Raw genomic sequence first — 25,010 nt, forward strand, 5'->3', positions numbered from 1 at the left:
GCTCTAAAACCCGAGGCTAGATTCCGAGCCTAAATCCAGGACTTAAACCACATGTGCGAATACCACTGCTCATACGGAATCACCTGAGCAGTCCACAGCGGCATAAAGTACGCACTCAACATGAGCACGCCCACCAGGTAAATCGCTACCAGCGTCACACCCAAACGCGCACGCAACACCGAACCGCGAGCACCCGACAGCGCCAGACCTAAAGTACCTGCCAACAGTAGAATCAGGAACGGTTCAAAGGACAGCGCGTAGAAGTAGAACATCGTGCGGGTCGGGTACATAAACCACGGGAAATAGCCCGCACCGAACACAACCAGCAGCGCACCAAAACGCCAATCCCGCTTCAGCAACAGAACCAGAAGCGCCACAATAATCGCCGGAATAAACGCCCACCAAATCGCCGGGTTACCGATATTCAAAATAGCCTCGGAACAGGACTTCACGGTACAGCCAGAAGAACCCAGCTTCGGCGACTCATAGTAGTACGAGGTCGGGCGGCCCAAAACCAGCCACTGCCACGCCTGCGAAGAATACGTGTGCGGGCTGCTCAAACCAGAATGGAACTTAAACGCCGACACATGGTACTCCCACAGAGAACGCAGATCCTCAGGAAGCCACATGACGCCCTTGCCGGGGTTCTCAACAGCCCAGCGGCGGAAATATGCATTCGACGACTGGAACCAGCCCGCCCAAGTGCTCAGGTACACCAGCAGACCCACACCAATCATCTGGAAGAACGCGGGGATGCCGTCACGCACCAGCGCCGTCAAACCCCACTTATCCAGGCCCACAATACGGCGAGCATTAATATCCCAGAACACCGTCAGCAGACCCATCGCCGCAATAAAGAACAGCGAATTCCACTTCACACCCACCGCGGCACCGGCGCACACACCGGCAGCAAAACGCCACAGGCGCAGACCCATACTCGGGCCCCACGGCATCGGCGGAAGCACACCGCTATTCTGGCGTGCCGCCTCCGCAATATTGCGCGCCAACACGCGCCGCGCCTGAATACGGTCAAGCACCAGGCACACAAAAGTCGCCAGAATCCAGAACATCTGGAAAATATCCAGCAGAGCCAGGCGAGACTCCACCAGCATCAGACCATCCACCGCAGCCAGCAGAGCCGCAATAGTCGCCACCGTCATCGAACGGAACAGCAACCAGCCAGCATACGCAATCAACGCCACCGACAGGGTGCCAATCACCGCAGCAGAAACACGCCAACCAAAGGGATTATTATCACCAAAAATTGCCATGCCCGCGGCAATCATCCACTTACCCAACGGCGGATGCACCACATACTCCGGCGAATCCGTCAACAGACCCGACGGGTGACCCGCCGCAAAGGAAGCATTAGCGTCCTTCGACCAGCTCAACTCATAGCCGTAATGCACATACGAGTAGGCGTCCTTGGCGTAGTACGTCTCATCAAAAACAATGGCATTCGGATGCGCCAAATTATAAAAACGCAGAATACCGGCAACCAGCACAATCAGTGCGGGCGCCAGCCAGCCCCAACGCGGGGCACGAATATAGGCAACAGCGAGCGCATCCAGCAGAGAATCGAGGCTGTAACGACCACGTTCAGACGAAGAACGGGCAGAACCAGCCGAACCAGCCGTGGCGGCAGACGCGGGAGAAAGTAGCTTAGGTATCTTCACCCCATCAATCCTAAAGGGTCAGAACGCACGATGCACCATTTCAGCCCGTGAACGGCTTATATGACGCACTGGCACCTGTGCCTGACGCGGAGTCCCACCCGGTACTGGATTGAGCGCGGGCGTTACACTTAGTGGGTACACGAAGACCAGACACAAACACGAGGCCTGCCATGACCGCACCCGCAGAATACACCGAAGAAACCACCGACCCCTCAGAAACGGTCGAGGCACCCCAGACTGACACTGCTAACACCGCCGTCACCTCCGAAGAAGGCGGCGTGCTCATCCTCGGCGGCACCCCCATCGGCAACCTTGCCGACGCCTCCGACCGACTGCGCTCAGCCCTCGCCACCGCAGACCTCATCGCCGTTGAAGACACCCGCAAGCTACGAACCCTCGCCTCCGGGCTTGGCGTGCGCACCCGCGGCCGCATCATCGTCAACCACGACCACAATGAAGCCGAACGCAGCGAAACCATCGTGCAGGCGGTACAGGACGGTCAACGTGTGCTGCTGCTCTCGGATGCGGGCATGCCCACCATCTCTGACCCCGGCTACGTTGCCGCCGCAGCCGTCGCAGAAGCCGACCTGCCCGTCACCGTGGTGCCCGGACCCTCCGCGGCGTTGACCGCGCTCGCGCTCTCCGGTCTGCCCACCGGACGATTCACCTTCGAAGGCTTCCTCGCCCGCAAGGGCTCCGAGCGCACCCGCCGCCTCGCATCGCTGGCGGGGGAGGAGCGCACCATGATCTTCTACGAATCCCCGCATCGCACCGCCGCAACCCTGGCTGACTTCGTGCAGACCTTCGGCGCCGACCGCCGCGGAACTGTCAGCCGTGAGCTAACCAAGCTCCACGAAGAGGTTCGACGCGGTACCCTGGCAGAGCTTGCCGAATGGGCTGAGTCTGAACGCGTCCGCGGCGAAATCGTCATTATTGTCGAGGGCGCACAAGCCCCCGAAACCCCCGAAGCACAGGACGTAGTGCAACTGGTCCTCGAGCGTGTAGCGGGCGGCGAGCGCCTCAAGAGCGCCTGCGCCGCTGTCGCCGCTGAGACCGGCACCTCCAAGCGTGACCTGTACGAGGCGGCACTGGCTGCCCGCTCCGAATAACTCAGAATCACCGCGCAGCTTTACCCCCCCAGCTTTACCCTGCAGTTTTATCCCGAGGATTTATCAATGTGTCAGAGCCATCCCGGTCCTGAAATCACCCAGGAGTACCTGAACTCCCTCGCCGCCCTGGCGAACTACACCCTGCCCACCCCCGCGGCGCTCCAGGCAACCGCTCTGCCTAACGGCTGGGTGCCTGTCCCCGGTGAAGTACCTGCGCCCTATAAGGCGGAACTCTACACCGGCATCAGTGACGCCGAAGGCGGAGAAGGAACCCGCCGCCGCTCCACCACCGGCGAGAACGGCCGCAGCCGCAATCTGGTCTTCCCGCCCGCCCCCGAGCCGCTGCCGTACCCCATCGTGGATAACCACACCCACATGGACCTGCTCGACGGCGAAGTAGAAATCAGCGCCCGCGACGCACTCGACGCCGGCGAAAAGCTCGGCATCGCCGCTATCGTGCAGGTCGGATGCGATATTCCCTCCTCCCTGTACGCGGTCGCCGCCGCGCAGGCTGATGAGCGCGTCCTCGCCGCCATTGCGATTCACCCCAACACCGCTCCCGAGCTGGCTGCAGCCGGTCAGTTGGAGGCGGCGCTCGCCACCCTCGACGAGCTCGCCACCGCTGACCGCGTGCGCGCTATTGGTGAGACTGGCCTGGATTATTTCCGCACCGGCGAGGAAGGCATGGAGGCGCAGCACTACAGCTTCCGTGAGCATATTCGCATTGCGAAGAAGCACAACCTTGCGTTGCAGATTCATGACCGCGACGCGCACGAGGACGTTGTGCGGATTCTAGATGAAGAGGGTGCGCCGGAACGTACCGTGTTCCACTGCTATTCGGGTGGCCCGGAGCTTGCGGCGATCTGCAATGAGCGCGGCTGGTACATGAGCTTTGCTGGTACCGTGACTTTCAAGAACTCGAAGGGTATTCAGGAGTCGTTGGCGATGGCTCGCCCGGAGCTGATTCTGGCTGAGACGGATGCACCGTTCTTGACCCCGCATCCGTTCCGTGGCCGCCCGAATGCGTCCTACATGACGAACTACACGGTGCGTTTTATGGCGGCTCATCGCGGTGAGGAGCTGGAGGCGCTCTGCCGTCGTATTCGTGAGAATTCGGAGCGGGTTTACGGTCAGTGGTAGGTGCGTACAGCCTGTAGCGGAGAGCTACTCTGAGTCGCCTCGGATGCTGACTGGGCTCTGATTACTGAGAACGACATCCTTATTTCTCCGGATGCTGAGGCGGTGGCGAATGCAAAGAACGCCCTGGACGCCACCATTGATGAGGTGAAGCAACGTCTGGGCAAGGCGAAATAAGTAAGCATCTTTGAGAAAGCCTTTCTTTGTCATATATGTATGGCAGGGAGGGGCTTTTTTGTAGTTATTTTCAGCTTTAGCGCGTGAGGTATCGTGTAACGTGCGAGACATAACAGGGGGCTGCACGCCAATTGTTGGGTACTATCTTCACATGAGTGATAGGGTATTTTTATACATACAATTCATCACTCACTGACTAGGCATTTTGTTATCGTGCGCGCATATTTTCGGCGTGCTTTGTGTTTGTCGGTGCCAAGTCAATACTCGGCACTCATGCATGGCTTCTGTCGTTTCAGATCAGGACCGTATGGGTGCGCCAAGCAAAGGGAAATTCATGGCAAAAATTCTGAAATACGTTCTGGGACTGGACGGCGCTAACCGGTTTGATTCTTTCTTCTCGGTGGGGGCACCCGCTCAAGGTTTTCAGCGTTATTCTGCGGTGGATAACCGTGATAATCACGTCACTGATGCACAATTCGATAGCAAGCTGTTCTTGACTCGTTACGGTAAAGAGCCGAGGCCTGCCGAAAAGGGTTGCGCTTTGAGCCACTACCACATGTGGAAGGACTTCCTCGCTTCAGATGCCGACTGGGCTTTGCTGGCAGAGGACGATGTCCTCATTTCCCCTGACCTGCAGCCTGTAGTGGAGAGGATTATCGAAAAGTATCCTCACGTGCAGATGGTTAACCTGGGTGATATCTACGCTTCTGAAGCTGGCAAGCTCAACCCGCAGGTTGATTACCCCCGTCTTTCGTTGCTTTCTCCTTTTGTGTACGGCAAGTACCGTATGGGTAGTGCCTATGGTTCAAAGCCTCTGTATGGTGCTGCCTTGTATCTTCTTTCGCGTTCTGGGGCTGAACGACTCGTAGAATGTTATGGCGAGACGGTTCCCGGCGTTGTTGCTGATGATTATTCCCTCTACCGAGAATGGGGAGTGGACGTATATTTGGTGCAGCCCGGCCTGTGCGGTTGGGAAGGTACCAGCCTCATTCAAACTTCTGGCGTTCGTCACTTGGAAAGTCTCAAGAGCACGCAGCATGGCACCGGTTTTATCGACCGGTTGCGCATCGCTCTGGCGCCGAAGAAGCGTATTGCGAACGCGAAGAACATTCTGGAAGCCACCATTGATGATGTGAAGCAGCGCCTGGGACGTTAACCCAGAGACGGATTGGGCTACTGTCATCACATAAAAATGTAAATATGTGGGTCTTCTGCCTGTCTAGTATCCCCTCCCCATCGTGTATCTGCGGTAGGGAGGGGATTTTTGCTGTGCACCAGTACGACGCGTGCCATATCGCGTTTTAACCTGCGGAGACCTGAGATTGGCGCATGGTGAATGATAGAATTCTTTTTACGTTGCACTGCGGTGTGCGTATTTATCACACGCTCAATATTTCAGACTCCCTGCCGTTTACGCACTGATTTTTAAGATTGATGAACCCCTCTGTTGTGCAGGTGGTCTGAAGTTCTGAAAACTCATCATTAACCGACGCGATCTTCTACTGCTTAGGTCTTCTGGATGAGTTATTGAAGGGAAAAACATGGCAAAGATTCTGAAGTATGTTCTGGGCCTGGACGGCGCGAACCGTTTTGAATCGTTCTATTCGGTGGGCGCACCTGTGCAGGATTTTGTCCGTTATTCTGCGGTGGATAACCGTGATAATCACGTCACTGATGAAGAATTTGACGTTGAGTTTTTCCGTAGCCGCTGGCATCGCGACCCCAGCCCCGCGGAGAAGGGCTGCATGCTCAGCCACGTGAAGATGTGGCGTGACTTTGTTGCGAGCGACGCCGACTGGGCACTGATTGCTGAAGACGACATCCTTCTTTCTCCGGATGCTGAGGCGGTGGTGAACTCAATCATCACGAAGTACCCGCAGGTGCAGCTGGTGAACCTCTGCGATTCTTTTGCGAATGATGCCGGCAAGCTGAATCCGCAGGTCGAATACATCCGCCTGTCTCTGCTGTCTCCTTTTGTGCACGGTAAGTACCGTATGGGTAAGCCGTACGGTACTTGGCCCCTGATTTGCACCGGTCTGTACCTGATTTCCCGTTCGGGCGCTGAGCAGCTGCTCAAGCAGTTCGAGGGTAAGGCGCCGGGTACTGTGGCTGATGACTATAAGCTGTACCAACAGTGGGGCGTGGATGTGCGTTTTGTGCAGCCTGGCCTGTGCGGCTGGGAGGGCAGTAGCGTCATCCTGGAATCCGGTAAGCGTCATCTGGATAAGGTGAATAGTCTCCAGCACGGTACTGGTCCCCTGGATCGAGTGCGTATTGCTTTGGCGCCGAAGAAGCGTATTACAAATGCTAAGAACGCCCTGGAAGCCACTCTTGATGAGGTAAAGCAGCGTTTCTCGCGGTAACCTAAACTGTAACCTCCCCACCATCCACCTATGTGAAGGAACGCTGTGAACGATCTGCCCCTGCTCGGCCCTGCTGAGATTCGCGAGCTTGCCGAGATGCTCGGTATTCGTCCTACGAAGACTCTTGGGCAGAACTTTGTGATTGACCCCAATACGATTCGTCGTATTGTCAACGCGGCAGAGATTTCACCGGAGGAGACGGTGCTGGAGGTCGGCCCGGGCCTGGGTTCGCTGACTCTCGGTATCCTGGACGCTGCGAAGGACATGGTGGCGGTGGAGATTGACCCGCCGCTGGCTCAGCAGCTTCCGCACACGATTGAGAAGTTCCGCCCCGAGAAGGCGGACGATATTGACGTGGTGCTCATGGATGCTCTGAAGGTCACCGAGCTGCCGCGCACTCCGGATGCTCTGGTAGCGAACCTGCCCTATAACGTGGCGGTTCCGGTGCTGTTGCACCTGTTTGCGCAGTTCCCGAGCATTCGTCACGCCCTGGTGATGGTTCAGGATGAGGTCGCCGATCGCCTGTCCGCAACCCCGGGTTCGAAGATTTACGGTGTGCCCTCGGTGAAGGCCAATTGGTATGCCGAGGTGTATAAGGCGGGCGTGATTGGCAAGAACGTGTTCTGGCCTGCGCCGAAGATTAACTCGGGCCTGGTGGGTTTCCGCATGCGCGAGGAGCCTCTTTCTACCGTTGACCGTGACCTGGTGTTCACGATTGTGGATGCCGCTTTCGCTCAGCGCCGTAAGACTCTGCGCGCTGCGCTGAGCTCCTGGGCGGGTTCGGGTGCGCGTGCGGAGCAGATTCTGGTGGCTGCCGGTATCGCTCCGACGGAACGCGGTGAGAAGCTGGATATTCACGGCTTTATCCGCATTGCGGAGGCTTCGCTGACTATTCCGGCTGAGCCCGTAGCGGAGTAGCTTCTTCCCGCTCTGAATTTTCACTGACGTTCTCACGCGAGTTCCCGCGCGAAAGGTGTATGCGCTGATGAGTACCCAGGTCGCTATTTCGGTTGATGCTCCCGGTAAGGTCAATCTGTACCTCGCCGTGGGGGATGTCCGCCCGGACGGCTACCACCCGTTGACTACGCTTTTTGCGGCGGTCTCTCTAACGGAGACCATCACGGTCTCTGAGGGGCAGACACCGGGGCTGAGCCTGAGCATGGATATTGTGCCCGGCTCCCTGGTGGATCAGCAGATGCAGGCGGGGCAGTTCGACCCTGCCGCTGTGCCGATGGATGAGCGGAATCTTGTGTACCGTGCCGCCGAGCTAATCCTTGCGGAACACGGTATTGAATCTGCCCCGGCGCTGCACCTGCATATTGCGAAGGCTGTGCCCGTGGCAGGCGGCATGGCTGGCGGCTCAGCGGACGCGGCTGCCGCCCTCATTGCTACGGACCGCTACCTGCACACAACCGGCCGCACCGATGCGCTCCTGACCCAGATGGATTATGAGCGTCTCGCCGCGCAGCTGGGCGCCGATATTCCCTTTAGCGTGCGCGCCGCGCTCGGGCAGACCCTCGCCCTGGGGCAGGGGACCGGTACCGAGCTGCAGAACGTTGCGGCGCCTCGGGAACCTCTGCACCTGGTAATCGTTGCCGCGCAGTTTGGCCTCTCAACCCCCAGCGTATTCAAGCAGCTGGATGCGGGCCGTGCCTCGGGGCTGTACCCTGCCTCCGGTGAGCTGGTGGAACCTGCAGAGCTTCTGTCCGCACTGAGCTCCTATGACGGTTCGGAGGCGGCGTTCGCCTCCTTGGCGCCGCTGCTCCGTAACGACCTGCAGGCTCCAGCGCTGTCCTGCGCCCCGCAGCTTGAACAGACCCTGAACCTGCGCGATAGCGAGGGCGTGTATGCGTCCCTGGTGTCCGGTTCCGGTCCGACGGTGCTGCTGCTGGTTTCTTCGCAGGCTCGGGCGGAGGCTCTTGCGTCCGCTCTTCGCGCTACGGGCAACCACGCTGTGAGTGCGGTCAGTGCGGTTCTGCATCATTAGTAAAGACACTGTTGTTTTGACATCCACGGCGAAGACGGCAGATTACATGGCGAAGTACGCTCAAGCCGATAGCTACCGCTGTTGCGGAGGGGTGAATATATACACAAATGCCGGTTCTAGATTGAATCTAGAACCGGCATTTTTCTATGTCTATAGACCTTAGCCCAGCAGTTCGGAGAGCTCGAGCCAGCGCATTTCTAGCTCGTCAATCTCATCCTGAAGGGTCTGCTGCTGCTCGCCGAGTGCCGCCAAACCGGCGTAGTCCGAGGCATCGTGTGCGCTCATCTGCTCGGAGAGCTTCTCCTGCTCTGCAGTGAGCTTGGTGAGGCGGCGCTCAATCGCACCAGATTCCTTCTGTGCCGCACGTAGCTCGGCACCGGAGACCTTCGGGGTATCCGGCTCAGCAGAAGCCTGCGCCGAGGAGGCGGCACGTGCCTGTGCGCTACCGGCGGCAGAACCGCCAGCACCGGCTGCAGAGAGCGCCAAGTACTCGTCCACACCGCCGGGCAGGTGACGGAACGAACCGTCAATCACGGCGTACTGCTGATCGGTGACGCGTTCCATGAGGTAACGGTCGTGGCTGACCACCAGCAGGGTACCCGGCCAGGTGTCCAGCAGGTCCTCCATTGCGGCGAGCATATCGGTGTCCAGGTCGTTGGACGGCTCGTCGAGAATTAGCACGTTCGGCTCATCCAGCAGAATCAGCATGAGCTGAAGGCGACGCTTCTGACCACCCGAAAGGTCCTTGACCGGGGTAGACAGCTGCGCGCTCGTAAAGCCCAGACGCTCCAGCATCTGCGAAGGAGACAGCTCCTTACCATCGGCAATGTAGCTACGCTTCTTGCGGCCAATCACATCCGAGACGCGGTCGTTAGCAACCTCGTTGAGTTCATCGAGCTGCTGGGTCAGGGTCGCAATCTTCACAGTCTTACCGTGCTTGACACGGCCTTCGGTCGGCTTCAAATCGCCGGTCACCAGGGAGAGCAGAGTGGACTTACCCGCGCCGTTCACGCCCAGGATTCCGGTGCGCTCGCCGGGGGCAATACGCCAGGTGACCTTCTTCAGCACGGGACGCTTGCCTCCGGGCATCGAGGGGTCGTCGTAGACGACGGAAACGTTTTCGAGGTCGACCACGTCCTTGCCGAGGCGGGAGACTGCCATCTTCTTCAGCTCCACGGTGTCACGCACCGGCGGGACATCCGCAATGAGGGCGTTGGCGGCATCAATGCGGAACTTCGGCTTAGAGGTACGCGCGGGCGCACCGCGGCGCAGCCAGGCGAGCTCCTTGCGCATCAGGTTCTGACGCTTCGCCTCCGCTACGGCTGCCTGGCGGTCACGCTCCACACGCTGCAGAATATACGCCGCGTAGCCGCCCTCGAAGGGTTCGACGATGCGGTCGTGCACTTCCCAGGTGTCGGTACAGATTTCGTCGAGGAACCAGCGGTCGTGGGTGACGACCATGAGTCCGCCAGCATTCTTGGACCAGCGGGACTTCAGGTGGTTAGCGAGCCAGGTGATGGCTTCAACATCCAGGTGGTTGGTGGGCTCGTCGAGCATGAGCACGTCCCACTCCTGCGCGAGTAGGGAGGCGAGCGCTACGCGTCGACGCTGACCGCCGGAAAGAGAGGAAACCGGTGCGTCCCAGGGCAGATCGGAGACCAGACCGGAGATAACGTCGCGGATGCGCGCCTGGGATGCCCACTCGTATTCGGGGGTGTCTCCCACAATCGCGTAGCCGACCGTGTGGTCGTCGTCGAGAACATCGGACTGATCCAGGTAGCCGATGCGGGTTCCGCCGCGCACGGTGACGCGGCCGGAGTCCGGTTCGAGCCGGCCGGCAAGGATCTTCATGAGGGTGGATTTGCCGTCGCCGTTGCGGCCGACAATGCCGATGCGGTCGCCTTCGTTCAGACCGACCGTGATGCCTTCAAAGATGGTTCGGGTAGGGAATTCGAGGTGCAGCGATTCGCCGCCAAGTAGATGTGCCACGCCTTCTAGGGTACAGGGTGAGTCTTCGGTTCAAGTAGCGCCCGAAGCTTTGATGAGGGGCTACATCAGTGTTGAGAAATGCCGCGGGGTTTTGCCTGGGTGCGCGGCGAGGTTGAGGGCAGATATTTGATAAACTGAGGAAAGCATTTCCTGCATTGCGCTGTTCTGTGCCCAAAATGGCGGCTAACGACGGTGATGACCTTCGGGGGACTCATCGGTGATGTATGGATAATCCGCCATGGTGTAATGGCAGCACAGCGGCCTTTGGAGCCGTTTGTCTAGGTTCGAGTCCTAGTGGCGGAGCGTAAGCACTCAACGGCACCGTTGATAGAGAGTTGGCGGTCCGCGCTCACTCCTCACTCTTACAACCTCGTCTAAGGAGTCTTCCCAGTGAACACTGAACTGGCACCCTCTGCAGTGATTGTTCTGGCTGCAGGCGCTGGTACGCGCATGAAGTCCGCTACCCCCAAGGTTATGCACGGTATTGGTGGTCGTTCCATGGTGGAGCACGCTGTCGCCGCTGCCCGCGATTTGAATCCTGAGCGTCTTGCTGTTGTGGTGCGCCACCAGCGCGATAAGGTTGCTGAGCACGTTTTGGCTTTCGATTCTGAAGTAACCATCGTTGACCAGGATGAGATTCCCGGTACCGGCCGCGCTGTTGAGGTCGGTCTGAACGCTCTGGATGCTCAGGAAACCGTTTCCGGTACCGTTCTGGTGACCTACGGCGACGTCCCCCTGCTGCGCCCCGAGACCCTGCGTGAACTGATTGCTTTCCACGAGGAAGATAAGAACGCTGTCACCGTGCTGACCACCCACGTGGATGAGCCCGGCGCGTACGGCCGTATTGTTCGTAACCAGGCTGGCGAAGTCACCGCCATTGTCGAGGCGAAGGACGCTTCCCCCGAAGAGCTCGAAATCACCGAGATTAACTCCGGTATTTACGCTTTTGATGCTGCTGTCCTGCGTGAGGCACTGCTTGAGGTGACCACCAACAACGCACAGGGCGAGAAGTACATTACTGACGTTCTGTCCATCGCTCGTTCGAAGGGCCACCGCACCTCCGCTCTGGCTATTGAGGACCGCTGGGAAGTTGAGGGCGCTAACGACCGCGTGCAGCTGGCTCAGCTGGGTCGTATGCTCAACAACCGCATCCTTGAGGCGCACATGCGTAACGGCGTGACTATCGTTGATCCGCAGAACACCTGGATTGACGTTACCGTCACCATTGAGAACGACGTGACCCTGCTGCCCGGCGTGCAGCTGCACGGCTCCACCACCGTTGCTACCGGCGCAACCATTGGCCCGGACACCACCCTGACTGACATGACCGTTGAGGCTGACGCTACCGTTATCCGCGCTCACGGTCACGGCGCGGTCATTGGTGAGGGCGCAACTGTTGGCCCCTTCGCATACCTGCGCCCCGGTACCACCCTGGGCAAGGACGCTAAGCTCGGCACCTTCTGCGAGGCTAAGAACTCGCAGATTGGCGATGGCGCAAAGATTCCGCACCTGTCCTACGTTGGTGACGCCACCATCGGTGAGGGCGCAAACATTGGTGCAGGTTCTATCTTCGCGAACTACAACGGTCTGGTGAAGAGCCGCTCCGTTATTGGCGCGCACGCCCGTATGGGTGCTGCGGGTATTTACGTTGCACCTGTTACCGTCGGTGACGGTGCCTACTCCGGCGCGGGCGCGCTGATCCGTAAGGATGTTCCTGCGGGCGCCCTCGCCTACTCTGAGACTTCCCAGCGCACCATCGATGGCTGGGTCCTGAAGAACCGTGCTGGTACCGAACCCGCCGAGGCCGCTAAGGCTGCTGGCGCGCAGGAACCGGCAGAATCCTAATTCGAGGAAAGAACAACACCATGAGTAGCGAGATTACCAACCCCGGTGAGCGCAAGCTTGTAGTGGTCTCCGGTCGAGCACACCCCAAGCTTGCCGAGGAGATTGCACAGGCACTTGATCACGACCTGCTGCCCACCTCCGCATACACCTTCGCCAACGGCGAGACCTACGTTCGCTTTGAGGAGTCGGTGCGCGGTGCGGACGCTTTCGTGATTCAGTCGCACCCGGCACCCATCAACGAGTGGCTCATGGAGCAGCTCATCATGATTGATGCGCTCAAGCGCGCATCCGCTCGCTCTATTACCGTGGTGTCTCCTTTCTACCCCTACGCTCGTCAGGACAAGAAGCACAAGGGCCGTGAGCCTATCTCGGCACGCCTGATTTCTGACCTGTACAAGACTGCTGGTGCTGACCGCCTGATGTGCGTGGACCTGCACACCTCGCAGATTCAGGGTTTCTTCGACGGCCCGCTGGATCACCTGTTCGCAATCCCGGTGCTGGCTAAGCATATCCGTGAGCGCGTTGAGGACCTGTCGAACGTGACCGTCGTGTCCCCGGATACCGGTCGTGTGCGTGTGGCTGAGCACTGGGCTGACCTGCTGGATGGCGCACCTCTGGCATTCGTGCACAAGACTCGCGACATTAATGTCCCCAACCAGGCTGTTTCTAAGACTGTTGTAGGTGACATTGAGGGTCGCACCTGCGTGCTGATTGACGACATGATTGACACCGGCGGCACCATTGCTGGCGCTGTGAAGGTCCTCATGGACAAGGGCGCGAAGGAAGTTATCATCGCAGCAACTCACCCGGTTCTGTCTGACCCGGCTGCTGAGCGTCTGTCTCAGTGCGGTGCTGTGGAGGTCGTCGTGACCAACACCCTGCCTGTGCCGGAAGAGAAGCAGTTCGATAACCTGACTATTCTCTCCATTGCTCCGTTGATTGCTCGCGCTATCCGCGAGGTCTTCGACGAGGGTTCTGTGACCGAGATTTTCGATCACTAAGCTTCTAAAGCCTAACGAAAGTCCCCCGCTGACTACTGTCGGCGGGGGACTTTCTACTCTTGAGGCTAAGTTGTAGAGGCTAAAGCTAACCCGGCTGGAACAGATATCTGTTCCAGCCGGGTTAGCGCTGTATTTAGCCTCGTATGGTTAGCGATGCGCCTGTGCGAGCCAAGGCAGAATCACGCGGAGGGACTGCTCCACCTCGTCCACGGCAACCTTCGCTGCTGCGGGGCCGCGGCGGTAGGGGTCTTCCAACTTGTCGCTATCGAGCGGACGGGCACCGTAGGAGTAGAGGTAAGAGAGCGGCTCGGCGCGGCGTGCATCCTCACGGATACGTGCAACCTGCTTGAGAAGCTTAATCTTGGAGTGGTGTTGGGGCCATTCGCGCACGATCCAGTCGGCGTGTACCTTCTCGGCCACCAGAATGATGGTGGCGTTTTCAATAATCTGCTCGTTGAGCTGGCGGGAGGCGAAACCTTCGGGGTTGTATCCTCGTTCGATGAGTTCGTTGGCTACGTGTTCGTAGACGCCGTGGCCGACGAGAGCGCCGGTGCCCGCGCTGGAGAAAATCCACTTGTCTTCCAGACCGTACTCTGCGGCGAGGTGCTTGGAGATTACCTCACCGGATGCGCTGCGGGCAATATTGCCGGTGCACACGAAGAGCGCTTCGAAGGGGCCGTCCTTGCGGGCGCTGTCGGTACGGTTGAGAGTCTTGGGGGAGAACTTAAAGAGGGAGGGGCGTTCGCCGCGGGGCGTGGTAGCCGGGCGGGAAGCCTGTGCGTTCTGGCTGTTGGCTTCTTCGGGGTTGGCGAGCTCTTCGGCATCAACGATGGGCGCGTTGTGCTGGCTCACACGGATAATGCTGGGGCCGGTGGGCTTACCGTCTACATCGAGGATGTCACCGGGGGCTGCCTCGATATCGGTATGGGTGAGAGGCTGCGAGACGGTTGCGGTGCCGTCGGCGCTCAGTTCTTCTTCCGGGGTGACTTCCTGCTGATGGGTTTGCGTAGCGGTGTATGCCTCGTAGTCGTCTACTGCTTCGAGGAGGGAACCGTCAGGGGAAATGGTGCGACCGGCTACCCCGTGGCGGTTCTTGCCTGCCAGCTCGGGGTTGCTCTTAATGAGGGAGCGGACTCCATCAGCAATATTTGCGGAGGGAGAGGCGGCGGTTGCCTGCTGCGCCTCGGCAGTTTCTGCTGAGTTGGTTTTGTCCTCGGAGGAACCCCACGCGTACTTGTCCTTGAGGGACTTGATGTTGAAGATGCCCATCAAAAAGCCTTTTCTAATTGACGTACCCAACAGTGAACAGAGAAGCCGGAAGTGTCGGGTTTGCTGAATGAATAGTATCTATCATACCGAGTTACTTGCACCTTCAACGGGTCCTTTTCCTGTGTGTGGCGAATACCCTACAAGTGCGTAGAAGAGCAACAGTATCCGTAGGAACATCCGTTTAAAAATGACCTAAAGTACAGAAAGGTCTCCGAAGCTAAAGAAAGCCTGCATGTTAGAATTATGCCTAGACTCTACTCATCACTCCTCAAATACATGGGCCCGTCTGCAATTTATGGCGGGTCGAGAAAGGCATCATGAACCTTCTCTCAAAAATCCGTTCAGAATTGGGCCAGCTCAGTTACTCCTTTAAACGGCGAAATACTCCTAAACTCTGGCGAGATCAGGTTGAAGCCATTCGTTTTCTTAAAGTCCATAACCTTCCTGCACCGCATCTTAAAGGTCCTCGTCAGGAAGTGTGGGCTGTTTCTGTCGTTAAGAACGAGCTCGATATTTTGCCCTCTGTTCTCGACCATTTTTTTGCCCAGGGAATTGATCGGATTATTGTTGCTGACAACCTCTCGACTGATGGCACTCGTGAGTACTTGAGCCAGCGAGCAAACGAGGATCCGCGACTTATCTTTGCTGAAGATAACTGCGACCGACACATTCAGTCTGAGAAGATGACATATCTTTCACATCTGGCATGGCGGAGCGGCGCTCGCTGGATTATTCCTTTCGACGGAGACGAATTTTGGTATGCGGAGGATGAGAAGCTCGGTGATTTCCTGCGCAATGCACCCGATAACATGGGTGTCTACTACGCAGGATTCCACCACACTGTACCCACTGTGGACTCACCAGAGAATATCGTGGACACCGAGTTGGTGATGGATACGTCCTATCCTTTCCCTGGCAAGTGTGCTTTCCGCTCTCACCCCTTCGCTGTGGTCATCCCAGGTAATCACGATGTGTGCCGTCTTGGCAATATTGAGCAGCGACTTGAGATTGTTCACCTGCAGTACCGAGGCATTGCTCAGATTGCCCGTAAGGTACGCGTGGGAACCGAGACCTCCCGTCGTACTGGTGAGGATTTGAGCTACTTCGCGCCTCACTGGGAAGCGGGTAGCAAGCTCAGCGATGCTGAAATTGCTGAGGTATGGGAGAACATTTCGCATGGCCGTCCCGATGAGCGTATTAAATTCGTAGCTAAGGGGCCGATGGTGTGGGGCAAATTCCTACAGTGGCGTTACTGGAATGAAGACGGTTCGATTGCTAAGGGAGATGCTTAATGACAGCGCCCGTACGCCCAGCATCCAGGATTATGTTGGATTCTCTGACTGCTGTGCGCGGTCCGGCGGCACTTCTTGTGTTCGGGTACCACGTTATCCACGGGACTCAATGGGCTAACTGGCTTCCGGGTGCGCGCCTCGGTTATGTGGGTGTTTCGCTCTTCTTTATTCTTTCTGGATTCGTGTTGGCATGGTCGTATAACAAGAACGCTGGGGCGAAGAACTTCTATCTTCGCCGCTTTGCGAGGGTATACCCTCTGCATCTCTTCTTCTATTGCGTGGCGTTGCTGGGTCTTCTACTGTTCGGAGTGTCTAACTCTGCTGGAGACCTCAACCCGCTGAGTGCATTGCTGAATCTGGTTCTGTTGCAGGCATGGGTACCGTCCTGGGAAGTTATTTTCTCAAATAATGCGGTGAGCTGGTCACTCTCCTGCGAGGCATTCTTCTACCTCATGACCCCGTTCGTACTGAACCGCCTGGATGGTATGCGCTACCGTGTGAAGGCTGCTCTACTGGGTGGCTGGTTCCTACTGATGGCAACGGTCTCCTATATTCTGGCCGCCCAGTCGAACTTTATGGACGTGGTGGTGTACGCTAACCCACTTCTGCGCTCGGGCGAGTTCGCACTCGGCCTGGCTCTGGGCCTCTTTGCTCTCAAGGTGCGTGATGGTTACCGCGTTCCCGTGATTCACGGTTACCACTGCTTGGCCATGATTGCTATAGCTCTCGGCGCCATGTACGTCAGCTCGAAGTTCTACCTGCTACAGACGGCTCATGGCCTGCTACTGGCACCGGTCTGGGCGGTATTGATTCTTGTATTGGGGCTCTGGGATATCCAACGTTCCGCTCAGCCTCGCGAAAAGAACGTGTTCTGGAAGATTGGGGTCGTTGCTGGTGAAGCAAGTTTCGCATTCTACCTGGTGCATGAGCTGGTGCTGGCTTACGTGCGATCGGTACCTTCGGCTGCATCCGCTCACGGCGGTATAACGGGTCTGGTGTACGTCGTAGTTTCTCTTATCATCGCGAGTATTCTCGCGCTGCTGGCTCATTATTATATTGAGCGTCCAGCTCATCGTTTCATTGTGAAAAAATATTCACAGAAGGTATAGGTTTTATTGTGAAGAGTGTTTACTCTAAAATTCGGGTTTTTTTCCCGGGTAAAAAGTTTAGGCTCTTGGTACTAAACATTTTGGGTCTCTTTGCGGTATCGCTTTTTGAGATGCTTGGTGTGGCTCTCGTGCTTCCTCTGGTGAACCTCGCTATGGGAACCCCACGTGAAGGCTTCATCCTGAAAGTTTCTAACTTCTTCGGCGATCCGGATACCCCCACCCTAATTGTTATCTTCGGCGTGGCTCTCGTCGCAGCATTTGTTTTCAAGGGTGTCTTCTCCCTAATTATTCGTCGCTGGAGCCTCGGCTTCATCGCCACCCAGCAGAGCGCTGTTTCAGTGACTCTGCTAAACCGCTACATGCGCGAGCCCTACCTGGACCACCGTAAGCGTGGTACCGCCCCGGTGCTGAACTCCGTAAATGATGTGGTGGGTCAGGCCTACGGTACCTTTGTCAACGGTGTGCTTGGCTTTATCGGTGACTTACTGTCAATTATTGTGTTGATGGTAATGCTACTAGTCATTATGCCGGTGCCTGCTCTTCTCGCCTTTATCTACTTCGGTCTGGCTTCGTTCGTGCTACAGGCTGTGCTCAAGCGCAAGAACCGCGAACAGGGCGTCATCGTACTGAATGCGACTAAGGGCGCGCTGGACGCGGCTATCGAAGCTGTAGTGGGCTTCCGTGAAATCCGCATGTACGGTGTGACTGAACGCTACACCTACCGCTACCAGGAAAAGCGAATTGACTCTGTTAATGCGTCAATGCGTAGTGCTTTCCTCTCCGATTTCCCGAAGTACACCTTGGAAATCATCTTCATTGTTGGTATTGCTGCTCTCTTGGCCTTTATGAGCGCTACGCAAGGTGCTGATAGCACTGGCTATTTGCTTCTCTTTGCTGGTGCCTGCATTCGTATTTTGCCTAACTACACCCGTATGGTTGCCTCTCTTGGTAGCATCCGTGCAGGTGAACATGCGAGTGATACACTGCTGGAAGAGCTTGAACACCTTACCCCTGAAGAGCGTATGTTCAAGATGCCCTCCGCACCGGTCGTCCCGAAGGATCACGACTACATCAACAAGAGCATTGAGCCTGTTAATATTCAGATTGATAATCTGACCTTCCAGTACCCTGACGGTGATAAGCCTGTGCTGAAGGACATCACTCTTGATATCCCGATGGGCTCCTCAATTGCTTTTGTGGGTGGTTCTGGTTCGGGTAAGACTACTCTGATTGACCTTATTCTGGGTCTCTTTGCACCGACCCGTGGTCAGGTGCTGCAGAATGGTGAGTCGATTCTGAAGGACCTGCGTTCCTGGCACCAACATATCGGCTACGTTCCCCAGGATGTCTTTATCGCAGATTCCACTGTGCTGGAGGCTGTAGCATTCGGACTAAAGCCTGAGGAAATTGACGTGGAACGTGTCAAGTACTGCCTCGAAGTGGCTGCTCTGACCGAGGTTATCGACTCTCTGGAGAATGGCCTGGAAACTAAGATTGGCTACAACGCCACCCGTTTGTCGGGTGGTCAGAAGCAGCGCCTGGGTATCGCCCGTGCACTGTACCGTAACCCGAGTGTGTTGATTCTGGATGAAGCAACCAGCGCATTGGACAACGAGACCGAGCACAAGATCACGAAGACCATCGAGCGTATTTCTAAGGACATTACGGTTATTATCGTGGCTCACCGATTGTCGACGGTTCGTAATGTTGACCAGCTGGTTTATCTCTCCAAGGGACAGATTGCTAATCAAGGTACCTTTGTGGAGGTGCAGCAGGCCAACGCTGAATTCGCTAACCTGGTGAAGCTGGGCCAGTTGCCGGATTAGTCTCATAGGTTGCATATCTAAAGCAGAAGGGGCTCTCGTCATGAACGAGAGCCCCTTCTTTTGTTTATGTTGTATTTTTTACCGTCTGGAAATATCCGTGTTAAATACCTGTAGCCGTCTTTTCTTTGAGCAAATGAACGATTTCTTTAAACTCTTGAGGTAAAGAGCCAATAGATGTAAGAGGGCCAGTTGGATGCCAAGTGACGGTTTCATGGTTAACTTCGCCGCGCAAAAGTGCTTCCCATAGGGGGGTAGCACTTTCAACGGTTATATCACCATTACGTCTCCAATGGTATCCCATCTCTTCAGGCAGATTGGTGGCTTCCAACGCCTTAGCCCCTTGACGTAGCTTGCGCGTAAATTGTTCTTTTGAACGCCAGGGGTAGTGGATGATAGCAACTTCATTAAGCTTCTGCTTACCCGGTGCAATGACCTCATGGTTGCCCATTTTGATAACTGCATTCTCCCAGCGTGAGAAACACACTTTCAGATCCCAGTGGGGAGTTGGATCAATCCTGAGAGTAGGTCCTTCAATACTGGGAAAAACGTTGTACAGCTTCGTCAGCTCGACAGTATGACCCTTTTGCGAGCGTAGGACTTCCGATAGCGGAGCAGAAACACCATACCAAAATTCATCAGCGTCGAAAGGGATAATCCATTCAGCGCCCGCTTCCATCACCCGGTCAGCAAGCCAAGTCATTTTCTCTGACTGGTAGTAGGCTAGCTCACGGTCCTGAATAACGTGCACCGGTAGATTCTTGCTGAGTTCGAGCAGCAGCTCATAGGTCCCATCAGAAGAGCCATTATCGGCTGCTAAGATATGGTCCACACCTTGATTGAGTAGATGTCGGATCGTCTGCTCGACGATATCTGCTTCGTTTTTCACCATGGTTATGCCCCAGATGAAGGGACCAGAGGGGAGATCCGCGTGGGTAAATGTTTTGTTGAGTGAAGCGTAACGCTCTTTAAACTCAGCACTCTCACGGAGCTCAATCGCTTCGCGTTTTTTATCACGATTAATTTTTAGCAGGAAAAGCTGATGCTTGAGGGATTTAAGAGCGTTAATCACAGCAGTTCACCCGTAATCCAGTTTTTACCTTCGGGATGATGCACAGCAACCCAATGAGTGCGGTGCATCTTTGGGCGGCTCTGATAGGCACGATCGTCTACAGGAATAACTTGATGAATATCAGGGGAAAGGACAACCTTCTGAGCTAACAACTCACCGATGTAAGCCCCCCAATAGCCGAAGGTCGTATTGGTTAGAATCAGGTAAGGCGCGCTAGCCACAAGGGCCAGGTCATCGAACATGCCAGATCCCTGCTTTTCGAAAATGCAGGGCGCAACTGAGCTCAGATGTGAGAGATTTTCCTCGCACCACTGAAGATCATCTGATACAAAAATAATTTTTGAAGGAGTAACGGTATCCTGAAGCTTCTTCAGTGCTTCCTCCACATAGGTCACCGTATCAATTCCGAAAACCTCACTAATTTGAGGCACGGAATAGTAATCGCCTCGGCGAACATTAATGACGAGAGAATTTTCATCCACTACATTCTGCATTCTTGCAAGGCGCTCACTAAAGGCCTCTGAAGAAAGAAGATATTCGCGAATAAAAAAGTGCAAATCTTCTTCGCTGATATCTTTCTCAATATCCGTCGGGAAGTAGCCGCTACGGCGGGTGAAGAACGTGTACTCTGACAAAGGAGCCGTAATAGAGGCAAGTTTCGGGAATTCCTCGGTCCATGCCTCCATACCGGGACCGTAGAGCAAAGATGCTTTATCGGTACCGTGATGGCGCAGAGTCGCAGCGCGGGCCCATAGATACAGCCAATTGCCTCCCCGGGAGATAGGGTAGGAAAGGAGAATAAATTTTTCACCGCGACGTAGAAGGTTAATATATTTCCCCAAATACTTATGGCGAATAGAGCTGTAAGCTGCAGTGACAGCACGTTTGAAAGCGGGTTGCTGAACAGTGTATACGGCGACCCTTTCTGATTCATTGATGGGTTGGATATCAGAATCCACGAGAAAGTCCCCTTTCGAATGTGTAAGATGGCGAGTTGATAGTGGGTGAGTATTTGTTACCTGTATAGGTAATCGAAAAGTGCAGCTGAAAAAGTAGTGAAGTTGTATAATCCTAGAGACGATAGCACCCACCGCTACGGTGGTTTCTATTATCCCTCTCACTCAAGAAAGATTGTAATACATGACCTTCCTTCCCCGCGTTTCTGCGGTTATTCCTTTCTACGGCGAGCCGGAACCGGTTCTTGCCATTATTGACACTCTGCGTACTCAGCAGGGCATTGACCCCGCCGATATCGAGATTATTGTCTCTGATGATGTTTCTCCCACCCCCTTCCCCGAGGTTGAGGGCGTGACTGTTGTTCGCCGTCCCGTCAACGGTGGTTTCGGTAAGGCTGTGAACTCCGGTGTTGCTGCCGCTACCGGTGAGTGGGTCTTCATCCTCAACAGCGACCTGGAGCTGGATAGCACCTTCGTCTCGCGCATGCTCGCAGCCGTGGAACGTCACGGCGAGGTGCTGGCTAGCCCGCAGATTATTGGCCACGACGGCAAGCAACAGTGGGTGGCTCGCAAGTTCCCCACCGCAGCGCATGTGGCGTGGGAATGGTTCACCCCGCTGGCTCGTTTCAAGCCGACCAACTGGTGGCACCGCGGTGTTGGCCACGATGTTGAGGCATGCACCGGCACCTCCGATGCGAAGGTCGACTGGGTTATGGGTGCGTGCATGGTTGTTCCTCGCGCGACCTTCAACCGCATTGGCGGCATGGACGAGCGTTTCTACATGAACAGCGAAGAGGTGGACTTCCAGTACCGCCTCTCGAACGCTGGTGTGGACCGTTACCTGATTCCTTCGGTGACCGTAACCCACGAGGGTGGCGGATCTTCGCCTTCTGAGCGTCGTGTACAGTGGCTGACCACTGCTCGTTTCATTTATGCGGATAAGTGGGGCTGGGAGAAGAAGCTTGCTGTTGCTCTGCGTGCTACCAGCTACGCAAACTTCCTGGTGAACTCGGTACGCGGCCTGCGCAATAAGGACGTGGATGCTCGTGGCTTCCTCGCCACCGAGCTGGAGCGTATCTCCAAGGCAGAGCGCCGCGAGAACTAGGCACGAAACGTGCGGAGTCTGCAAGAGTAATTCCGCAGGATTTCTAGCTCTCTTCGTAAGAAGGCGCATATAGAACGTAGGAGGCGACACAGTGCACTCGAGTGTGTCGTCTCCTGCTTTCGTTGTAAAATTTCAATAGGTATGTTTTACCTCAAATTAGAGGTGAAACTTTCCGATCCTCTTCACTCCAACACATAGCACCGCACGGTTCTGCCCTGCGGGTTCTTATAGCAAACGCCGACAGGATTCAATCCTCATATGACTCAGCCCAAACTTCTACTGCTCTCACCCGCATTCCACGGGTACTGGAAGGCAATTCAAGCATCCCTGGAAGTGCACGGATACGAAGTGCGCACCCACATCTACGATGCCCCGGGTACTCTGCCCGAGCGCATCCTCAACAAGCTTGCCCACGAGCTGCCCGAGAAGTACCGCCCCGAAAGCTTCGCAGCGCAGGCAACCCGTAAGGCTATTGACGCTTTCAACGAGTTCCGCCCCGATATTGTGCTGGTCATTAAGGGCGATATGCTCTCCCGCGAATGGTGGGACCTGCTGGAGACTTCCGGTGTTCGCTACGGCACCTGGCTCTACGACGAAATGCGCCGCATGAGCTACACCGAAGAGGACCTGCACCACCTGGGCGCGCTGGCAAGCTACAGCCCGCTGGATGCGCAGCACCTGCGTGAGCAGGGTTTCGAGGTACTCGACATGCCTAACGCCTACGACACCCACTGCCCGGTTGTCCCCATGCGCGAGGACTCCATCAACTTCGTGGGCGCTAAGTACCCCAACCGTGAGGAGACCCTGCAGGCGCTGGTTGCAGCCGGTCTACCGGTGCGTGCTTACGGTCGTGCCTGGTCACGTCATTTTTACGATATTCTGCGCACTAAGCAGTTCAAGGATTCCGGTGTTCCTGCAGGTCGCGATATTGACCGCTCTGAGGCGTACGGCATTATGGCATCCTCCCCGGCAACGCTGAACATCCACAATAATCAGGATGGTTTCACCATGCGTACCTTTGAGGCTCCCGGCGTGGGTGCTCTGCAGGTGATTGACCGTGCCGATGTGGATCGCTACTACATTCCCGGTGAAGAGGTCCTGGTCTACCAGAGCATTGATGAGCTCATCGAGATTTGTACCCGTATTTTCCGTGAGCCGAAGTGGGCTCGTCAGATTCGTGAAGCCGGTCAGAAGCGTACTCTGGCTGAGCACACCTTTGATCAGCGTGTAAAGATTTTGGAGCAGCTATGGGCCTAACCTATCCCATCGATATTGATGCATGGGCTGCCTGGCAGAAGCGTCAGAACACCCTGCGCTGGGCTAAGACGGAGGCACGTCAGCTCGTGAACCGTCTGCGCGGGGGCGCTGCGGAACAAGAGGCACCTGTCGGCGGTGTACTCTACACCCGCGGCGCGGTACCGCGCGTGCTCATTGTGCTCGATTCGTTCTCCCCGACGAGCCGTAACTCCCTGTTGGAGCCGCTCAAGTACCTCGAAAACGTGGGTGTGGCCCTGTGGGTCCCTGAGGACGCTTCGGAGTACCTCAACGGCCAGTACGCCACCGAGCGTTACGACCGCGATGCCTGGAGCGAGCAGGAAGCGACAGGAGACCAGTTGCAGGAGCTCCTGCCCGGTGTGCGCGTGGTTCTTTCCCTTGGTCATTACCTGGCACGCGGTGCGGCAGCCTATGAGTTCTCTCGCGCGATTGGCGCTGAGTACTGGGTGGTTCAGCACGGCCTGCTGGTGCCTCAGGCACCGCCGCTACCGGTTGGATGCACCCTGCTGGCTTTCAGCGAAGCTGATGCGGAATTCTGGGCATCGGGTCGCCGCGATGTCACCACTCACGCGGTGGGTTCGCAGCTGCTCTACCTCGCAGCGCAGAAGGCCGCTGGTGCTGAGGCGCAGAAGCAGAACGACCTCGAACCGATCTTTCTGGGACAGATGCACGGTGCGGAACTGCCGCGCGCATCCTTCGCGTACGCTTCCCACTCTTTCTTGAAGAAGTTCGGCGGAAGTTACCGCCCGCACCCGAGCGAGAAGGACAAGCTGTCGGTGCTGACCCACAAGCTGTGGGAGAAGGAAGGCATCCGCATTGACCGCTCCGGTACCCCGCTGAACGAGGTGCCGAACCCGGTGGTGTCCATCTTCTCTACCGGTGTTCTGGAGGCTGCAATCCGCGGAATCCCGGCGTGGGTTTACCACCCGGCACCGCCGGCATGGCTGGTGGAATTCTGGGACCGCTACGGCATGAACCAGTGGGGTCAGGAGCCGACCCCGGCACCGGTTCAGCCGAAGAAGGAACCGGCACAGCGTATCGCTGAACTAATGATTGAAACTTTGGAGGCATAATGCGTATTCTCTGCGTCATCCCCGTGCGCGGTGGCTCGAAGGGCATTCCGCGTAAGAACCTGCGCCCCATCGCGGGTAAGCCGCTGGTTGCATGGACCATCGAGCAGGCACTGGCTGCTAAGGAAGAAGTAGCCGGTGAGCACGAGCTGCGTGTTGTCGTCTCCACCGATGATGCTGAGCTGGCTGATATCGCCCGCGAGTATGGTGCGGAGGTGCCGTTCATGCGCCCGGCACACCTGGCTGAAGACACCACCGCAACCGAGCCGGTCATCGAGCACGCTATCGAGTTTTACACCGAAAACGGTTGGGCACCCGATGCAGTCATGCTGCTACAGGCAACCAGCCCCGTGCGTCTGCCCGGCACTCTGGCTCGTGCGGTCCGCCAGTTCGCGGAGAACGGTAAGGACTCCATGGTCGGTGTGATTCCGATTGGTCCGTTTATCTGGACCTGGCACGCTGACGGTGAGCCCACCGCGGCGTTCGAGATTATGGCTCGCCCGCGCCGCCAGGAGCTGACCAAGGAAACCTTCCGCTACCGCGAGAACGGTTCGATGTACATTACCAAGACCCACGTGTACATGGACCACCACAACCGCCTGGCGGGCTACCCCGGCGGTACTATTGACTTGTTCATGCTGGATGAGGTCGAGGGCGTCGACATCGACGCACCGATTGACTTCTCCGTGGCAGAGCATCAGCTCACTCAGATCCTGGCCGAAGGCAAGTAACCTTCACCAGCGGCGGTACCTCGT

General features: G+C 56.7%; 20 protein-coding genes and 1 tRNA gene. 16 read left to right on the top strand and 5 right to left on the bottom strand.

Annotation, left to right across the window (positions count from 1 at the left end):
• Positions 1–29: 29 nt before the first annotated feature.
• The gene (locus RQ593_RS04045; protein WP_296548010.1) at positions 30–1,676 is read right to left on the bottom strand and encodes a dolichyl-phosphate-mannose--protein mannosyltransferase; all 1,647 of its coding nucleotides are present in this window, start codon (positions 1,674–1,676) and stop codon (positions 30–32) included.
• Between the two features lie 170 nt (positions 1,677–1,846).
• Here RQ593_RS04045 and rsmI point away from each other — a divergent pair, with 170 nt between their 5' ends.
• The 6 genes from rsmI (at position 1,847) to RQ593_RS04075 (ending at position 8,449) form a co-directional block, all read left to right on the top strand.
• Positions 1,847–2,785 carry a 16S rRNA (cytidine(1402)-2'-O)-methyltransferase gene (rsmI, locus tag RQ593_RS04050; protein WP_049355911.1) on the top strand — a complete coding sequence of 313 codons (939 nt, stop codon included), beginning with the start codon at positions 1,847–1,849 and terminating at the stop codon, positions 2,783–2,785.
• Positions 2,786–2,851: 66 nt separating this feature from the next.
• Positions 2,852–3,925, top strand: coding sequence for a TatD family hydrolase (locus RQ593_RS04055; protein ID WP_070634165.1), 1,074 nt, complete (start codon positions 2,852–2,854; stop codon positions 3,923–3,925).
• 508 nt (positions 3,926–4,433) lie between these two features.
• On the top strand, positions 4,434–5,255 hold the full coding sequence (locus tag RQ593_RS04060) for a glycosyltransferase family 25 protein (RefSeq protein ID WP_049355916.1): 822 nt from the start codon (positions 4,434–4,436) through the stop codon (positions 5,253–5,255).
• A gap of 385 nt (positions 5,256–5,640) precedes the next feature.
• Positions 5,641–6,462, top strand: a complete 822-nt coding sequence (locus RQ593_RS04065) for a glycosyltransferase family 25 protein (protein WP_049355013.1) — start codon at positions 5,641–5,643, stop codon at positions 6,460–6,462.
• Between the two features lie 45 nt (positions 6,463–6,507).
• Positions 6,508–7,380 (top strand): 16S rRNA (adenine(1518)-N(6)/adenine(1519)-N(6))-dimethyltransferase RsmA, encoded by an 873-nt coding sequence (rsmA, locus tag RQ593_RS04070; RefSeq protein ID WP_049341563.1) that lies wholly within the window; start codon positions 6,508–6,510, stop codon positions 7,378–7,380.
• Between the two features lie 67 nt (positions 7,381–7,447).
• Entirely contained in the window at positions 7,448–8,449 is a 1,002-nt protein-coding gene (locus tag RQ593_RS04075; protein WP_070644120.1) for a 4-diphosphocytidyl-2C-methyl-D-erythritol kinase, read from the top strand.
• 159 nt (positions 8,450–8,608) lie between these two features.
• On the opposite strand, the gene RQ593_RS04080 is transcribed toward RQ593_RS04075, so the two are convergent.
• Positions 8,609–10,438 carry an ABC-F family ATP-binding cassette domain-containing protein gene (locus tag RQ593_RS04080; RefSeq protein WP_311449883.1) on the bottom strand — a complete coding sequence of 610 codons (1,830 nt, stop codon included), beginning with the start codon at positions 10,436–10,438 and terminating at the stop codon, positions 8,609–8,611.
• A 232-nt stretch (positions 10,439–10,670) separates the two neighbouring features.
• Between RQ593_RS04080 and RQ593_RS04085 the strand changes: the two genes are divergently transcribed.
• From RQ593_RS04085 to RQ593_RS04095, 3 genes are all read left to right on the top strand, one after another.
• A tRNA-Gln gene (locus RQ593_RS04085) sits at positions 10,671–10,741 on the top strand.
• Positions 10,742–10,828: 87 nt separating this feature from the next.
• Positions 10,829–12,283, top strand: coding sequence for a bifunctional UDP-N-acetylglucosamine diphosphorylase/glucosamine-1-phosphate N-acetyltransferase GlmU (glmU, locus tag RQ593_RS04090; protein WP_294645286.1), 1,455 nt, complete (start codon positions 10,829–10,831; stop codon positions 12,281–12,283).
• A 20-nt stretch (positions 12,284–12,303) separates the two neighbouring features.
• Positions 12,304–13,284 (top strand): ribose-phosphate diphosphokinase, encoded by a 981-nt coding sequence (locus RQ593_RS04095; protein ID WP_070847269.1) that lies wholly within the window; start codon positions 12,304–12,306, stop codon positions 13,282–13,284.
• Positions 13,285–13,431: 147 nt separating this feature from the next.
• Here the strand turns inward: RQ593_RS04095 and RQ593_RS04100 are convergent, their stop codons facing one another.
• Positions 13,432–14,553, bottom strand: coding sequence for a phosphotyrosine protein phosphatase (locus tag RQ593_RS04100; RefSeq protein ID WP_070847267.1), 1,122 nt, complete (start codon positions 14,551–14,553; stop codon positions 13,432–13,434).
• Between the two features lie 317 nt (positions 14,554–14,870).
• Here RQ593_RS04100 and RQ593_RS04105 point away from each other — a divergent pair, with 317 nt between their 5' ends.
• Genes RQ593_RS04105 through RQ593_RS04115 form a run of 3 tightly spaced genes read left to right on the top strand, consistent with a single transcriptional unit; the run spans position 14,871 to position 18,780 of the window.
• The gene (locus tag RQ593_RS04105) at positions 14,871–15,845 is read left to right on the top strand and encodes a glycosyltransferase family 2 protein (protein WP_070832861.1); all 975 of its coding nucleotides are present in this window, start codon (positions 14,871–14,873) and stop codon (positions 15,843–15,845) included.
• A 32-nt stretch (positions 15,846–15,877) separates the two neighbouring features.
• Positions 15,878–16,954: an acyltransferase gene (locus RQ593_RS04110; protein ID WP_049346759.1), complete on the top strand. Its 1,077-nt coding sequence runs from the start codon at positions 15,878–15,880 to the stop codon at positions 16,952–16,954.
• 8 nt (positions 16,955–16,962) lie between these two features.
• On the top strand, positions 16,963–18,780 hold the full coding sequence (locus tag RQ593_RS04115) for an ABC transporter ATP-binding protein (RefSeq protein ID WP_049355021.1): 1,818 nt from the start codon (positions 16,963–16,965) through the stop codon (positions 18,778–18,780).
• 100 nt (positions 18,781–18,880) lie between these two features.
• On the opposite strand, the gene RQ593_RS04120 is transcribed toward RQ593_RS04115, so the two are convergent.
• Both RQ593_RS04120 and RQ593_RS04125 read right to left on the bottom strand, forming a co-directional pair.
• Positions 18,881–19,849: a glycosyltransferase family 2 protein gene (locus tag RQ593_RS04120; protein WP_053089017.1), complete on the bottom strand. Its 969-nt coding sequence runs from the start codon at positions 19,847–19,849 to the stop codon at positions 18,881–18,883.
• Entirely contained in the window at positions 19,846–20,808 is a 963-nt protein-coding gene (locus RQ593_RS04125) for an alpha-1,2-fucosyltransferase (RefSeq protein WP_049355022.1), read from the bottom strand. Before RQ593_RS04125 ends, RQ593_RS04120 begins: the two co-directional genes overlap by 4 nt.
• Positions 20,809–20,989: 181 nt before the next feature.
• Between RQ593_RS04125 and RQ593_RS04130 the strand changes: the two genes are divergently transcribed.
• From RQ593_RS04130 to RQ593_RS04145, 4 genes are all read left to right on the top strand, one after another.
• Entirely contained in the window at positions 20,990–21,910 is a 921-nt protein-coding gene (locus RQ593_RS04130; RefSeq protein WP_311449884.1) for a glycosyltransferase family 2 protein, read from the top strand.
• 258 nt (positions 21,911–22,168) lie between these two features.
• Positions 22,169–23,167 (top strand): glycosyltransferase, encoded by a 999-nt coding sequence (locus RQ593_RS04135; protein ID WP_049355024.1) that lies wholly within the window; start codon positions 22,169–22,171, stop codon positions 23,165–23,167.
• Positions 23,158–24,258, top strand: a complete 1,101-nt coding sequence (locus tag RQ593_RS04140) for an RNA-binding protein (protein ID WP_311449885.1) — start codon at positions 23,158–23,160, stop codon at positions 24,256–24,258. The genes RQ593_RS04135 and RQ593_RS04140 overlap by 10 nt, the downstream gene beginning before the upstream one ends.
• Positions 24,258–24,986, top strand: coding sequence for an acylneuraminate cytidylyltransferase family protein (locus RQ593_RS04145; RefSeq protein ID WP_311449886.1), 729 nt, complete (start codon positions 24,258–24,260; stop codon positions 24,984–24,986). The genes RQ593_RS04140 and RQ593_RS04145 overlap by 1 nt, the downstream gene beginning before the upstream one ends.
• Positions 24,987–25,010: the final 24 nt, after the last annotated feature.

The sequence above is a fragment of the uncultured Rothia sp. genome (genome assembly GCF_963507905.1).
Classification (GTDB): domain Bacteria; phylum Actinomycetota; class Actinomycetes; order Actinomycetales; family Micrococcaceae; genus Rothia.